Annotated in this window: 17 protein-coding genes; 14 read left to right on the forward strand and 3 right to left on the reverse strand. The window is 40.0% G+C overall.

Translation table 11 applies throughout. The features are described 5' to 3' along the window. Nucleotides 1–152: 152 nt before the first annotated feature. Nucleotides 153–1,409: a cytochrome P450 gene (locus ACFQRG_RS11380; RefSeq protein ID WP_380966337.1), complete on the forward strand. Its 1,257-nt coding sequence runs from the start codon at nucleotides 153–155 to the stop codon at nucleotides 1,407–1,409. A 245-nt stretch (nucleotides 1,410–1,654) separates the two neighbouring features. Here the strand turns inward: ACFQRG_RS11380 and ACFQRG_RS11385 are convergent, their stop codons facing one another. Continuing rightward, on the reverse strand, nucleotides 1,655–1,855 hold the full coding sequence (locus ACFQRG_RS11385; protein ID WP_380966069.1) for a hypothetical protein: 201 nt from the start codon (nucleotides 1,853–1,855) through the stop codon (nucleotides 1,655–1,657). 165 nt (nucleotides 1,856–2,020) lie between these two features. On the opposite strand from ACFQRG_RS11385, the gene ACFQRG_RS11390 reads away from it, so the two are divergent. The 13 genes from ACFQRG_RS11390 to dprA all read left to right on the forward strand — a co-directional run bounded on the left by ACFQRG_RS11390 (nucleotide 2,021) and on the right by dprA (nucleotide 11,921). Further along, complete coding sequence (locus tag ACFQRG_RS11390) at nucleotides 2,021–3,364, forward strand: C1 family peptidase (protein ID WP_380966070.1); 1,344 nt, start codon at nucleotides 2,021–2,023, stop codon at nucleotides 3,362–3,364. Nucleotides 3,365–3,592: 228 nt separating this feature from the next. Then, nucleotides 3,593–3,898, forward strand: a complete 306-nt coding sequence (locus ACFQRG_RS11395; RefSeq protein WP_205004389.1) for an urease subunit gamma — start codon at nucleotides 3,593–3,595, stop codon at nucleotides 3,896–3,898. 54 nt (nucleotides 3,899–3,952) lie between these two features. Further along, complete coding sequence (gene ureB / locus ACFQRG_RS11400; RefSeq protein WP_380966071.1) at nucleotides 3,953–4,270, forward strand: urease subunit beta; 318 nt, start codon at nucleotides 3,953–3,955, stop codon at nucleotides 4,268–4,270. Nucleotides 4,271–4,272: 2 nt separating this feature from the next. Beyond that, nucleotides 4,273–5,988 carry an urease subunit alpha gene (gene ureC, locus ACFQRG_RS11405; RefSeq protein ID WP_380966072.1) on the forward strand — a complete coding sequence of 572 codons (1,716 nt, stop codon included), beginning with the start codon at nucleotides 4,273–4,275 and terminating at the stop codon, nucleotides 5,986–5,988. Between the two features lie 9 nt (nucleotides 5,989–5,997). Further along, on the forward strand, nucleotides 5,998–6,453 hold the full coding sequence (gene ureE / locus ACFQRG_RS11410) for an urease accessory protein UreE (RefSeq protein WP_380966073.1): 456 nt from the start codon (nucleotides 5,998–6,000) through the stop codon (nucleotides 6,451–6,453). After that, nucleotides 6,431–7,132, forward strand: a complete 702-nt coding sequence (locus ACFQRG_RS11415; protein ID WP_380966074.1) for an urease accessory protein UreF — start codon at nucleotides 6,431–6,433, stop codon at nucleotides 7,130–7,132. Before ureE ends, ACFQRG_RS11415 begins: the two co-directional genes overlap by 23 nt. Before the next feature lie 46 nt (nucleotides 7,133–7,178). Continuing rightward, complete coding sequence (ureG, locus tag ACFQRG_RS11420; protein WP_380966339.1) at nucleotides 7,179–7,790, forward strand: urease accessory protein UreG; 612 nt, start codon at nucleotides 7,179–7,181, stop codon at nucleotides 7,788–7,790. 1 nt (nucleotide 7,791) lies between these two features. Next, nucleotides 7,792–8,616 carry an urease accessory protein UreD gene (locus ACFQRG_RS11425; protein ID WP_380966075.1) on the forward strand — a complete coding sequence of 275 codons (825 nt, stop codon included), beginning with the start codon at nucleotides 7,792–7,794 and terminating at the stop codon, nucleotides 8,614–8,616. Between the two features lie 183 nt (nucleotides 8,617–8,799). Then, a complete protein-coding gene (locus ACFQRG_RS11430) occupies nucleotides 8,800–9,360 on the forward strand; it encodes a transposase (protein ID WP_380966076.1) in 561 nt (186 codons plus the stop codon). Then, on the forward strand, nucleotides 9,332–10,627 hold the full coding sequence (locus ACFQRG_RS11435; protein ID WP_380966077.1) for a YifB family Mg chelatase-like AAA ATPase: 1,296 nt from the start codon (nucleotides 9,332–9,334) through the stop codon (nucleotides 10,625–10,627). Before ACFQRG_RS11430 ends, ACFQRG_RS11435 begins: the two co-directional genes overlap by 29 nt. Further along, nucleotides 10,624–10,857 (forward strand): magnesium chelatase subunit ChlI family protein, encoded by a 234-nt coding sequence (locus ACFQRG_RS11440; RefSeq protein WP_380966078.1) that lies wholly within the window; start codon nucleotides 10,624–10,626, stop codon nucleotides 10,855–10,857. The genes ACFQRG_RS11435 and ACFQRG_RS11440 overlap by 4 nt, the downstream gene beginning before the upstream one ends. 32 nt (nucleotides 10,858–10,889) lie before the next feature. Next, nucleotides 10,890–11,099 carry a hypothetical protein gene (locus ACFQRG_RS11445; RefSeq protein WP_380966079.1) on the forward strand — a complete coding sequence of 70 codons (210 nt, stop codon included), beginning with the start codon at nucleotides 10,890–10,892 and terminating at the stop codon, nucleotides 11,097–11,099. A gap of 15 nt (nucleotides 11,100–11,114) precedes the next feature. Then, nucleotides 11,115–11,921 (forward strand): DNA-processing protein DprA, encoded by an 807-nt coding sequence (dprA, locus tag ACFQRG_RS11450; protein ID WP_380966080.1) that lies wholly within the window; start codon nucleotides 11,115–11,117, stop codon nucleotides 11,919–11,921. Nucleotides 11,922–11,974: 53 nt separating this feature from the next. On the opposite strand, the gene mnmM is transcribed toward dprA, so the two are convergent. Both mnmM and mnmL read right to left on the reverse strand, forming a co-directional pair. Next, entirely contained in the window at nucleotides 11,975–12,556 is a 582-nt protein-coding gene (mnmM, locus tag ACFQRG_RS11455; protein WP_380966081.1) for a tRNA 5-(aminomethyl)-2-thiouridylate-methyltransferase MnmM, read from the reverse strand. A gap of 6 nt (nucleotides 12,557–12,562) precedes the next feature. Continuing rightward, nucleotides 12,563–13,558: a tRNA modification radical SAM protein MnmL/YtqA gene (mnmL, locus tag ACFQRG_RS11460; RefSeq protein WP_380966082.1), complete on the reverse strand. Its 996-nt coding sequence runs from the start codon at nucleotides 13,556–13,558 to the stop codon at nucleotides 12,563–12,565. Nucleotides 13,559–13,789: the final 231 nt, after the last annotated feature.

The following is a 13,789-nucleotide window of genomic DNA, read 5'->3' on the forward strand; positions in this document are numbered from 1 at the left end:
AAACAAGGAGGCATCAAGTAATGGAGAAACAAGGGCAACACGGAAATAATAAAAGAAATGTCATTCTTCCGTTTTTAGCTGCTGTCGGGACAGGAGCGGCGACATATTATACCCTTCGAAACAGAAAAAATAATGGGCAAGGATCAATAGACTTGAATAGCCCAATTCCTGTTGATGAAAGCTTAGATAATACCATTGCTGTGTTGTGTGAAGGTTATCGGTTTATTCAAAATAGATGCCAACGTTTTCAGTCTGACATTTTTCGAACACGTTTGCTAGGCCAAAAAGTGATTTGCATGAGCGGAGAGGAAGCTGCAAAGGTGTTTTATGATAATGAACGATTTCAGAGAAAGGGAGCAGCACCGAAACGAGTACAAAAAACGTTGTTTGGGGAAAATGGTGTGCAGACAATGGATGGTGCCGCGCATAAACACCGTAAGCTTTTGTTTATGTCGCTAATGACTCCTGAACGGCTAAAAGTTCTTTCAGATCTTACCCGGGAACAATGGCAGGCCAGTATCGGCAGATGGGAAAGGAAGGAGAAGATAGTCCTTTTCGATGAAGTGCAGGAAATCCTATGCCGTGTTGCTTGTCAGTGGGCTGGTGTTCCGTTATTGGAATCAGAAGTGAAGCAGAGGGCAAACGATTTTGGGACAATGGTTGATGCATTTGGAGCCATAGGACCGAGATACTGGAGCGGGAAATCGGCACGCCAAAGAGCGGAAAAATGGATCAGAGAGATCATTGATCAAATCCGTTCCTTCAAGCTGCACCCTCCTGAAGATACAGCAGCTTATGCAATGGCCTGGCACCAAAATCAATACGGAAAACTTTTAGACACACAAATGGCAGCCGTCGAACTGATAAATATATTAAGACCGATTGTTGCAATTGCAACATATATTACATTTGGTGCACTGGCTTTACATGAGCATCCCGAATGCCGGGAGAAGTTGCTGGCCAATAAAGACAACTATATTCAAATGTTTGTCCAGGAAATTCGCCGTTTTTATCCTTTTGGCCCTTTTTTAGGTGCACGGGTACGTCATGACTTTACCTGGAAACAGTGTCATTTCAAAAAAGGAACATTGGTATTACTTGATATGTATGGTATCAATCATGATCCGCGCTTATGGGAAAAGCCTAATGAATTCCGGCCTGAACGGTTTAGCAATTGGGAAGGGAGTCTGTTTGATTTTGTTCCCCAGGGAGGCGGCGACTATTACAAAGGACATCGATGTGCGGGAGAGTGGGTGACTGTTGAAGTGATGAAGACAAGCTTTGACTTTCTGATAAAACATATAGAGTATGAAGTGCCTGATCAGGATTTAAGATTCAGTATGGTGAGAATGCCTACCCTGCCTAAAAGCAGGTTTGTGATGGATAAGATAAGGAGAAGGTCTTTCTGAAAAGCAAGGTAAGGCGGTAATATTGCTTGAGAATAAATAAATCATACTTGAAATCCCCATCTGTATGGGGATTATATCATGAATATAATTAAATATAATTGGTCATTTTAAAATAACTTGAGCAGCGGAAATTTTATCTTGGATGTGTTTTTTAAGGAGACTCTAAGAAAAATTAACTAAATGAAAAAAGCACAGGGGCAAATTAAATTGCCGCCGTGCTTAATAAAAACTTTATAGGATTTGTCTTAAGAATACTGGTTTTGTTGATTTTTTTGTTGATTAGCAGCACCTGAGAACTGTTGCATTGATTGCCCAATTTGTTGCATTGACTGCTGGTTTGCATTTTGGCTATTTCGTAAAGTGTAATAAGTTGCTGCACCAGTACCAATAGCGGCTAATAAAGGAAGCGCAACATTTCCTATGTTATTTCCTTGTTGTTGTGTCATTTTTAAAAACACTCCTTTCTAAAGGTACCTGATTATTTTAGCTCATTTAATTAAAAATATGAGAAGGCTTTTAAGGTGTTTTTTGTAAATTTAGCGGTAATACATATTTTTTCTTAATAATCCTATCCTATATACGTAAGTTATTAGGAAAAGAGGGATTAAACAATGAGTGAATTATCAGAAGAAATGATTGAAAAATATACACAAAGTCTTAATGAAACGCCAATAAATAAAGTGTTAAAAGATGCCATTATGACCAATGGGATTAATGGCGCAGCGCTGGATAATAATTCAATTGTAGCGATGAATCCGGTCTTCTCAGAAGAAATTGAAACAGGTGAAGTAGCCAATCAAAAGAAAAGCGGAAGATGCTGGATTTTCGCAGCGCTTAATACTTTTCGCCATAAAATAAGTGAGCGTTTTAATATTAAAGAGGACTTTGAGTTATCTCAAAATTACATGATGTTCTGGGATAAACTTGAAAAGTCTAATTACTTTTTAGACAGCATTATAAAAACACTGGAGGAACCATTGGATGGAAGGCTTCTTTCTTGGCTTTTAACTCACCCGCAGCAAGACGGCGGTCAATGGGATATGCTGGTTGCTCTTGTTGATAAATACGGGGTTGTCCCAAAACAGGTGATGCCGGAAACATATCAAAGCAGCCAATCAAAAGAACTAAATTCAATTTTAGATGCTAAGTTACGGCAATGTGCTCGTGATTTAAGACAATCATATGAAAAAGAGGGTAAATCCAAAAAAGAATTAGAAGATGCCAAAATTAACATGCTAGACGACATTTACACTATATTAGCGTTTGCGTTAGGTGAACCGCCAAAAACATTTGATTTTGAGTATAGAGATAAAGAAGGTGATTTTCACAGTGATGAAAATTTATCGCCTCAAGGGTTTTTCAAGAAATACGTTGAGAAAAATTTAGATGATTATGTCAGCATTATCAATGCCCCGACAAAGGATAAGCCTTACAACAAAACTTATACGGTAAAATTCCTTGGAAATGTCGTCAACGGAAGACAAATTAAATATCTTAATGTCGATATGAAAACGCTTAAAGCGCTGGCTTTGGAACAAATCAAGGACGGCGAAACTGTTTGGTTTGGTTGTGATGTTTCAAGATATTCTGATCGTAAGATAGGCATATTAGATCCGGATCTCTATGATTACGAAGCAGCCTTCAGCACCCATTTCAATCTTACCAAAGCTGAACGATTGGACTATAAAGAAAGTATGTTAACACATGCTATGGTGCTGACTGGAGTAAATCTTTTAGACGGTGAACCTGACCGGTGGAAAGTGGAAAACAGCTGGGGTGAAGATGTTGGGCATAAAGGCTATTTTGTAATGAGCGATAATTGGATGGATGAATATACTTATCAAATTGTTATAAATAAAAAATACCTGTCCGGGGATTTATTAAAAGCCTGGGAGCAAGAACCGATTGAACTTGATCCTTGGGATCCGATGGGGTCACTGGCCTTAACTAAGTAAACGGCAAAGTACCGTGAAATATTTTAAATCAATTGTCACTATAGGTTGCTATAGTGTTACATAAAAAAATAAACAGCTTCCCTTTTACCAGAGGAAAGCTGTTTTTTGTTTTTGGAATTTTTATGGGTACAGGCATACAAGTTACATTATGAAATAGATATAGAGTAGATATGCGTTAACAAGCTTATTAAGGATGAACTTTAAGATCATTAAGCAGGAGGGTATATTATGAAACTTACAGCCCGTGAACAGCAAAAGTTATTAGTAGTTGTTGCCAATGATCTGGCAAGGAGGCGTCAAAAACGCGGCTTAAAACTTAATTTTCCGGAAGCAGTGGCGATTATTACTTATGAAATTATGGAGGGGGCACGCGATGGGAAATCGGTTCCTGAATTGATGAGGGAAGGTGCAAAAATATTGTCGCGAGAGGATGTTATGGAAGGTGTTCCGGAAATGATCGAGCATTGGATTCAAGTAGAGGCAACATTTCCGGATGGTACGAAGCTCGTTTCGGTTCAAGACCCGATAAAATAAGAATTACATTACAAAGTTAAAGAAGTCGAAAGTGATTAAAGAGGGGGGAATGATTTGAAACCAGGAGAGATTATCTATGGTGAAGGAGAAATTATCTGTAATGCAAATAGGCATGCCATTACCCTTAAAGTCACTAACCCTGGGGATCGGCCCGTTCAGATAGGATCACACTTTCATTTTTATGAAGTCAATTCTGTTATGCAATTTGACCGCAACAGAGCCTATGGTATGCGTCTAGATATCCCTTCAGGCACGTCGGCCCGCTTTGAACCGGGCGATACAAAGGAAGTGCATTTAGTTGCTCTTGGCGGAAAACGATGTGTTTATGGCCTGAATAACTTAACAAATGCGTGCATAGATGGGGGTCAGTAACAATGGGATTTCGTATGACAAGGAAACACTATGCAACATTATTCGGGCCGACAAAAGGCGATAAAATCAGATTGGGTGATACCGATTTAATTATTGAGGTAGAGGAAGACCATAAGTACTACGGCGATGAGGCGTCTTATGGCGACGGCAGGTCAATTCGCGACGGCATGGCCCAGCATCCGTACATTACAAGGGCGGAGGGCGCGATGGATCTCGTCATTATTAATGCTGTCATCATCGATTATACCGGGATTTATAAAGCCGATATCGGCATTCGCGATGGAAAGATCGCAGCTATTGGCAACGCCGGCAACCCTTTATTAATGGATAATATTAATATAGTTATCGGTGCGTCAACAGAGGTGATTGATGCGGGAAGAAAAATTGTAACGGCGGGAGGCATTGATCCGCACATTCACTTTGTTTCGGCTCAGCTCGTTCGTACAGCAATGGAATCGGGTATCACGACAATGTTTGGCGGGGGCACAGGCCCTGCTACAGGAACTAAGGCAACAACCTGTACGCCAGGGGCATGGAATCTTATTAAGATGCTTGAAGCATCAGAAGGATTTCCTATAAATCTTGGATATTGGGGCAAAGGAAACACGTCTGCGGATGAGCCTCTTGTTGAACAGGTGCAGGCAGGGGCGATCGGTTTTAAAGTCCATGAAGATTGGGGAGCAACCTTATCGGCCATTGATCATAGTTTGCGTGTTTCAGATAAATGTGATGTGCAAACTTGTATTCATACAGATACATTAAATGAAGGAGGATTTGTTGAACATACAATAAAAGCAATCGGCGGGCGGACCATCCATACTTATCATACAGAAGGTGAAGGCGGCGGTCACGCACCGGATATTATAAAAGTTGCCGGTCTGAAAAACGTGCTGCCTTCTTCAACATCGCCTACTATTCCTTATACTGTTAATACCACTGAGGAACCCCTTGACATGATTATCGTTACGCACAATCTTAACCCCAATAACCCAACAGATATCGCGCTTGCCGAATCGCGTATACGTTCGGAAACGATTGCGGCTGAAGACGTATTTCATGATCTGGGTCTTATCAGTATGATGAGCTCTGATTCACAAGCAATGGGCCGGGTCGGAGAAGTGATCACGCGTACTTGGCAAATGGCCAGTAAAATGAAAAAACAACGCGGTGCATTGCCAGAGGACAAAGGGAAGGGTAATGATAATTTTCGTGTCAAAAGATATATTGCAAAATATACAATAAATTCGGCTATTACACACGGGGTTGACTCTTATATCGGTTCTGTCGAAGTTGGCAAACTTGCTGATCTTGTTGTCTGGGATCCGCCATTCTTCGGTGCGAAGCCGGATCTTATCATCAAAGGCGGCATGATTGCCCACAGTATTATGGGTGATCCTAACGCTTCGATACCGACACCTCAGCCTGTTTTATACCGTCCGCAGTATGCTTCTTATGGAAAGGCAAGATATCATACAAGTGTTACATTTATATCTAAATTGGCTTATGAACAAGGCTTGCACAAAAAGCTCGGGCTGCAAAAAGTTGTGCTTCCAATATATGGCGTCCGTGAACTTTCAAAGAAAAATATGATTCATAACAGTACAACAGGCGATGTTGATGTCGATCCGCAAACATACAAAGTGTATTTCAATGGTGAACATATACATTCAGAACCTGCAGAAGTTCTTCCGCTGGCACAGCGCTATTTCTTATTTTGAGGTGATGAGATGATCATTGAGCAAGTCGTCTGTCATATAGATAACCTTAGTGAAAAGGAAAGAAATCACCGCTTAAAGGAGATTGTATATTTGCCAAGTGATGACCTCGTTAAACGTATCCAGCGCGTAACAACCAATACAGGCCGAACGCTTGGCATTCGTTTAAAAGAAGCAAAGGACCTTACAGCCGGTGATATCCTTTATATGGATAATAAAAGCTTGATTGTCGTTGATGTATTGCCGGACGATCTTCTTGTCATTAGTCCTGGGAGCATCCAGGAAATGGGGTATATTGCCCACCAATTAGGGAATCGCCATTTACCCGCCCAATTTGAAAGCGACAAAATGCTTATTAAGTATGATTATGTGATAGAAGATTTATTAAACCAATTAGAAATCCCTTATCATCGTGAAAAAAGAAAAGTGAAAAGAGCGTTTCGTCATGTCGGACACAGCCATGACTGATACATTGCTGCCGCTTATGCAATGGTGTGATTCTAATTTCCCGACAGGTGCCTTTAGTCATTCTTTTGGGCTTGAGACATATATCCAGGAAGAGCGCATCGACGATAAGAAGACCTTTGCGGAATGGTTAAACGCTTATATTAAAGAACAATTGGTATATACCGATGGTCTGGTTTGCCGTTTTGCCTATGAAGCATTAGAAGCCGATGACTTAGAGACAGTTTGGCAATGGGATCATCTTGTCACTGTTCAAAATCTTTCTCAAGAATCAAGAGAAGGCAGTACAAAGATGGGACGAAGATTTATACAGATAGGTTTGGATATGTTTGATTTGGAAAATCTCAGAGTGTATCAAAAGCAAATAGAGTCTAATAAAGCTAATGGTCATCCGGCCATTGCGTTTGCAATGATTGCTCATCATCTGGATGTTCCCGGATCAACTGCTGTTTTAGCCTATTTATACTCATGTACATCCAGCATGATTCAAAACGGTGTTCGCGGCATTCCCTTGGGGCAAACCGCCGGGCAGCGTTTGTTACAAGAATTGCAAGGCACCTTACGGCAAGCAGCAGATACTATCAACAAACTTGAGCCCGATGATTTTGGGAGCATTTCTCCAGGACTTGAATTATCTCAGATGAGGCATGAACGGTTGAATGTTCGCATCTTTATGTCATAGATTTTTAGAGTCACTTTAAAAACGATGTTAATTGAGGTGATCAATGATGGAACCGATCAGAATCGGAGTCGGAGGTCCTGTCGGCGCTGGGAAAACGATGCTTGTAGAAAAACTGACACGGTATATGAATGATGAGTACAGCATGGCAGTTATTACGAATGATATCTATACAAAAGAAGATGCAAAAATTTTAAGGGAAAACGGTGTATTGCCGGCCGATCGAATTATCGGCATTGAAACAGGCGGATGTCCGCATACAGCTATTCGCGAGGACGCTTCAATGAATTTTGAAGCTATTGAAGAATTGAAAAAACGGCACCCTGACCTGCAGATTATTTTCGTTGAAAGCGGCGGCGACAACTTATCTGCGACATTCAGTCCTGAGTTAGTTGATTTTTCCATCTACATTATTGATGTTGCGCAAGGGGAGAAAATTCCTCGAAAGAACGGCCAAGGAATGATTAAATCGGATTTATTCATTATTAATAAAACAGATCTCGCCCCGTACGTCGGTGCTAATCTTAATGTAATGGAGGCCGATACAAAAAGATTTCGCGGCAACAAACCTTACATTTTTACTAATTTAAAAGCGGAATCAGGACTTAGGGATGTTGTCGATTGGTTAAAACAAAATGCTTTATTAGTAGGACTGGAATAAAGTGAAAGATAAAACCGGTTATCTATATCTTTCTGCCAAAAAAAAGCAGGAGAAAACGATTATTGATGATATTTACTTTTATGATCAGTTAAAGGTTATTAAACCGCTTTATTTAGACGACTCGGGACAGCCAAGTATTTTTATTGTGAATCCCGGCGGCGGTTACGTTGACGGAGATACTTATAGAATCGATGTTCGTCTTCAAGAAAATGCAGAACTGCTTATGTCAAATCAATCGGCGACAACTATTTATAAGACGCCTGAAAGCTTTGTCCTTCAAGAGATGGAAATTGTATTAAAGAAGGGGAGCCTTTTTGAATATGTCCCCGACCCAATTATCGCTTTTAAAGATGCCAAGTTCAGACAGGAAACGGTTATTCGCATGGAGCGCGGCGCAACACTCATCTACGCCGAAATCATTTCACCAGGCTGGTCTCCGGACGGAACACCCTTTACATACGACACATTGCGGCTAAAGACAGATATATATTTGGATGGGGAGTTAGCTGTATATGACCTGCTCAGACTTCAACCCGAAAATCAAAATATGAATGAAACAGGATTCTTTGAAGGGTATACTCACTTTGGCTCCATGATGGTTATCGGAGAGCAAGCAACACCAGAGTTTCTGGACCAAATGAACAATTTTCTTGAGGCTCAAAACTTTCCGGTAAGAACAGGCTTTTCAATGTTAACAATCCCAGGGTTTACACTGCGTGTATTTGGTTCAATGACTCAAGATGTTGAGGAGATTTTCAACAAAGTCCATACATTCATTCGCAAAGAATGGTTTGATAAAGACCCGGTCTGCCTGTACAAATATTAATGTGGATAACTCCCTTTTCGGGGGTCTGACCCTGTGAACTGTGGATAACTTTTATTTGGTTTACGGGGTCTGACTTATGTGACTATTTTGTTTCTTGTGGTATAATTTGTGTATCCTGTTGTTTTCTCCAGCTACTCCCCCTAGTTAAGATTTAGACAAGCTATTAGAAAGGAGCTGCCTTTTTTGTCAAGAAAACCCCGTATTTGGTATCCGGGGGCCATGTATCATATTACTTGCCGTGGAAACCGAAAGACTGATATTTTCCATGACCGTGAAGACCGGGATACTTATTTAACCCTCCTTGAGAAAACCCGCGAACGCTATCCTTTTTACCTTTTATCTTATTGCCTTATGACCAACCATATTCATCTTCAATCAAAGACAATTTATACGAAATCCAACGTTATTATGCAATATCTTAACAGCCTGTATGCGAGCTATATTAATAAGAAATATGATTATGCCGGTCACGTTTTTCAAGGCCGTTATGGAGCGGAATTAACTGACTCAATGAAATATTTACTGGATGTCAGCCGTTATATACATCTCAATCCAGTTGAAGCCGGTATGATTTCTTCCCCTGAACAGTACCAATGGAGCAGCTGCAGGGCGTATACTACTAATGAAAAAAATCCTCATGTGCAAACCTCCCATATACTATCTTTTTTTCCTAATCCGCAAAAGCAGAATTATAAACTATTTATTGAGAGAGAAGGTGAAGATAATAGCATCAATTGTTTATAGTTTTGGAATTTCAGGAGTTGATGGTTATCTTGTAGAAGTAGAAGCTGATATGATTTACGGGGATAAACACGTGTCTATTGTCGGTCTTGGAGATGCAGCGGTTAAAGAGGCCAAGGATCGGCTTGAATCAGCCGTCACATCTTGTGGTTACAATTTCCCCCAAGGGCGGTTTGTTATTAATTTAGCACCGTCACATATAAAAAAAGGCGGTTCTCATTTTGATGTCGCCATGGCCTGTGCATTATTATTAAGAACAAATCAAATAAAAACATCTCTTCAGTCCTTTGCTTTAATCGGTGAATTATCGCTAAACGGAAATATTCGTCCCTGTTCAGGTATTTTACCTATGGCTCTCGCAGCCAAACAAGCAGGTATTTCACATCTAATCGTTCCAAGCAAAAATGCGGGAGAAGCAAGACTGGTAAAAGACATAAAAATCATTTCCTGCGAAAACTTACATGATGTCGTAAAAGCACTATCAGGGGAGTTGTTTATTGATAACACATGTTATCAAAGTCCGAAAAGAGACATACTGACACCAATTGATTTTTCAGATGTAAAAGGGCAGGAAACCTTAATTGAATATATGACAGTGGCTGCAGCAGGAGGGCATAACCTTTTAATGATTGGTCCGCCCGGTTGCGGTAAATCAATGATTGCTCAACGTATTCCTACAATTTTACCCCCTATGACGGAAGATGAAGCATTGGAAGTAACAAAGATTTACAGTGTTGCTAACCTGTTAAAGTCAGGGGGACTTATACAGGAAAGACCCTTTCGGTCGCCTCATCATAATATTTCCACCAATGCTTTGATTGGGGGCGGAAAATACTCTATGCCAGGTGAAATTTCATTTGCGCATGACGGCGTTTTATTTTTGGATGAAATTGCCGAGTTTTCAAGAAAAACGCTGGAATCTTTACGTCAACCGCTGGAAGATAGAAAAGTTACTATCGGCCGCGTTCAATCTACTAATACCTTTCCAGCAAATTTTATGCTCATTGCTGCGATGAACCCTTGCCCATGCGGATATTTTGGCTTAGAAAATTGCCGCTGTACAGATTATGAAATCATTCGTTACCGCCAAAAGTTATCCGGTCCGCTTATTGATAGAATTGATATCCAAAAATATATAAAAGCAGTTAATTTTTTTGAGGTAAATAAAGAGGGACCCTCTTCATCGTTTCTCCGGGAAAAAGTATCTAATGCTCGGTTGATTCAGCAAAAAAGTATAGTGAAGAGCATATTGCTTGTAATGCAGAATTGACACCTTATTTAATAAAAAAATATTGTCAGCTTAATACAGGCATTGAGGAGTTATTGAAAAAAGCCTATAAACTTTATAATTACAGCGGCAGGACTATCCATAAGTTTATAAAAATTGCAAGGACTTTTGCGGATTTGGATGGTGCTTATGACATCCGGAAGCAAGACATGGTTGCCAGTCTGTTATCAAGAGATTTAGACAAAGAACATAAAGAGATGACTTACTTATAATGGACAAGAAATTTTAAAAGGGGGAACAGAGAATGATTTATTGGCTATGGTTAAGTTTACTGCCAAATGTCGGTCCAATTTTACAAAAACGGTTATTAAATCAATTTGGATCTCCGGAAGCCGCTTTTTATGGGGGAAAGACGAGCTGGATGGGTGTCGATGGCATTGGTATAAAAACGGCAGAAGGTATAGATAAAGAGAAAATATTAGATCAAGCAAAACGTATCCTGGAAAAATGCTAAGCTTATAACATTCAGGTGCTTACCTATGATGATCCAAAATATATTAAACAAGCTAAGAAAGTTTCGAGATCTCCGGTTGTTTTATATTTTCGGGGTAAACTTCCTGATCAATTAGGTATAGCTGCAGTGGGAGCAAGAAGGTGTACACAGGAGGCAAAACTTGCAGCTGTCCAGCTTGGTGAACAACTGGCCGCAAATAAAATACCTTTAATTTCTGGAATGGCAAAGGGAATTGATGGATATGCACAAACTGCCTGTTTAAAACAGGGGGGATATTCTTTAGCAGTTTTGGCCGGAGGCTTGGATAAATGTTATCCCTCAGAACATCAGGGATTGTTTCAAGCCCTTATTGAACAGGGAGGTGTTTTAAGTGCCTATCCGCCTGAAACGCCTCACAAATCAAAACAATTTATAGAAAGGAATGCACTCATTGCTGCATGGTCAAAACAGGTGATTGTTGTACAAGCTTCATTAAAAAGCGGCGCTCTGACCACCGCTGATTTTGCAATACAACAAGGGAGAGAATTATATGCAGCCCCTCACTCCATTTTTGTAAAAGAAGCACAAGGCTCTAATCAGTTATTGGAAAAGAGGGCAAAAATATATCTTGGCCTTGATTCTATAGGACTAAAATCAGAAAAGGAGAGAAACATATCAGATGTGAAGAACGGAGACGGTTCCCTATCAGAAATTCAAAAGAAAATATTAACGATATTAAAAGAAAACCCAGCGGAAAAGGCTAAACTTCCGCTGGTTCTTAATTTGCCGGAAAAAACAATTCTTGAAGAGATCATGCTGCTGGAATTAGATGGTTATTTATAAAATAGTTTTTTAAAATATTCACATTATCCACAGTTTCCACAACGTTCACAGGGTCAGACCCCCTCAATTAAGACCCCCTCAATTACAATCAAAAACGGCGGGTTGTTAATTTGATTAAACATTTCGTATTTTAGCACCCGCCATTGTTTTTGATCTAAATGTTTTACATAATCCAATACTGCATCAGCCTCAATTTTTCCTTCGGGGTGTCCTGGGTAGACGACCAGAACAATTAATCCGTGTTTATGAAGCCGTTCCTGTATCGATTGCACGGCTTGAATAGTTGTTTCAGGTCTGGTAACAATCGTTTTATCTCCGCTGGGTAAATAACCTAAATTAAAAACAGCAGCTTTTATCTCTGTGGAATCTGATATAAAAGCATTCAGTTCATGATGGCCCTTGCAAATAAGTTTTACTTGCTCATTTTCATCGCAAGAAGCCAACTTTTTCTCTGTATTATTAATCGCTTCTTTCTGAATATCAAACCCGTAGACACAGCCGTTTTTGCCGACTGACTTTGCCAGAAAAAGCGTATCATGACCATTTCCTACCGTAGCATCAACAACCGTATCGCCAGGCTGAATCACTTTTGCCAGATATTCATGGCTAAGCTCAACGGCATTTTTAATAATCAAGATGCTTCACCTCTCAGTTACAATATCAACGCAATCCACAGCTTTATGGGGTCTGACCCCATAATGGAATTTTCCCTGCCAGCTTGCACGCGCTTCAAGTTCTTGATCGATGGCGTTCAGGACTTTCCATTTATTCGTGCTCCACATTGGGCCAATGAGGAGGTTTGCCGGTCCATCGCCTGTTAAGCGGTGGATGATCATGTCAGGAGGTAAAACTTCGAGCTGGTCAGCTACAAGCTTTACATAAGTTTCAAAGTCGAGAAATTTGACCATGCCTTTTTTATATTGCTTAACCATTGGCGTCTTTTTTAACAGATGCAGTAAATGAATTTTAATGCCTTGTACATCTAATTTAGCCACTTCTTTGGCTGTTTCCAGCATCATCTCCGGTGTTTCCTCGGGTAACCCGTTTATGATATGGGTACAGACACGAATGTTATGCTTGCGGAGCTTGCTGACGCCCTCCTTATAGCAATCAAAGTCGTGAGCGCGGTTGATTAGCTCTCCTGTTTTGTCATGAGCGGATTGCAGTCCCAACTCAACCCATAAAAAGGTTCTTTCGTTAAGCTCTGCAAGGTATTCCATGACATCATCGGGCAAGCAATCCGGCCTTGTGGCTATTGATAGGCCAATAACCCCATTTTGTTCTAAAATAACTTCATAACGCTGCCGTAAAATATCAACGGGAGCATAAGTGTTAGAAAAAGCTTGGAAATAACCTATATATTTGCCGTTTTTCCATTTTTGATGCATACGGTCTTTAATTATATTAAATTGGGTTATTAAATCATCGCGGCGGTCTCCGGCAAAATCTCCTGAACCTTTTTGGCTGCAAAAAGTACATCCGCCGTAAGCTGCTTTTCCATCACGGTTTGGACAATCAAATCCGCCGTCAATTGGGATTTTAAAAATTTTTTCTCCAAATTGTTGCCGTAAATAAGTGCTCCATGAGTAATAACGCTTTTTATCCCCGAAATGTGAGGGGATATCTTTATGTGACATAGGATTACTCCTTCCTATACATGCAAACTGTCAAATGTCTGCCAAAACCTGAAAAAATTTTACTTCTTCTATAACGCACATGCCTTTTAAATTTTAGCATGATATCTTGTTAACTCAAAATGGAAACTAGTTCAATAAAACATATTGTTTTTTAGTCGGAAAAGGGTTAGACTTTGTCTTGGCCTATTGTAAAAATGGAATTTTTTATGCTTTAAACAAATAAAGTAACTC

Source organism: Scopulibacillus cellulosilyticus (assembly GCF_042665295.1).
In the GTDB taxonomy this organism is placed as follows: domain Bacteria; phylum Bacillota; class Bacilli; order Bacillales; family Sporolactobacillaceae; genus Scopulibacillus_A; species Scopulibacillus_A cellulosilyticus.

Bases quoted from the DNA above. Each gene is read 5' to 3' on its own strand.
- ureC (WP_380966072.1), top strand. From the start codon at position 4,273: ATGGGATTTCGTATGACAAGGAAACACTATGCAACATTATTCGGGCCG.
- ACFQRG_RS11390 (WP_380966070.1), top strand. From the start codon at position 2,021: ATGAGTGAATTATCAGAAGAAATGATTGAAAAATATACACAAAGTCTT.
- ACFQRG_RS11395 (WP_205004389.1), top strand. From the start codon at position 3,593: ATGAAACTTACAGCCCGTGAACAGCAAAAGTTATTAGTAGTTGTTGCC.
- ureE (WP_380966073.1), top strand. From the start codon at position 5,998: ATGATCATTGAGCAAGTCGTCTGTCATATAGATAACCTTAGTGAAAAG.
- ACFQRG_RS11445 (WP_380966079.1), top strand. From the start codon at position 10,890: ATGATTTATTGGCTATGGTTAAGTTTACTGCCAAATGTCGGTCCAATT.
- mnmL (WP_380966082.1), bottom strand. From the start codon at position 13,558: ATGTCACATAAAGATATCCCCTCACATTTCGGGGATAAAAAGCGTTAT.
- ureG (WP_380966339.1), top strand. From the start codon at position 7,179: ATGGAACCGATCAGAATCGGAGTCGGAGGTCCTGTCGGCGCTGGGAAA.
- ACFQRG_RS11415 (WP_380966074.1), top strand. From the start codon at position 6,431: ATGTCGGACACAGCCATGACTGATACATTGCTGCCGCTTATGCAATGG.
- ACFQRG_RS11385 (WP_380966069.1), bottom strand. From the start codon at position 1,855: ATGACACAACAACAAGGAAATAACATAGGAAATGTTGCGCTTCCTTTA.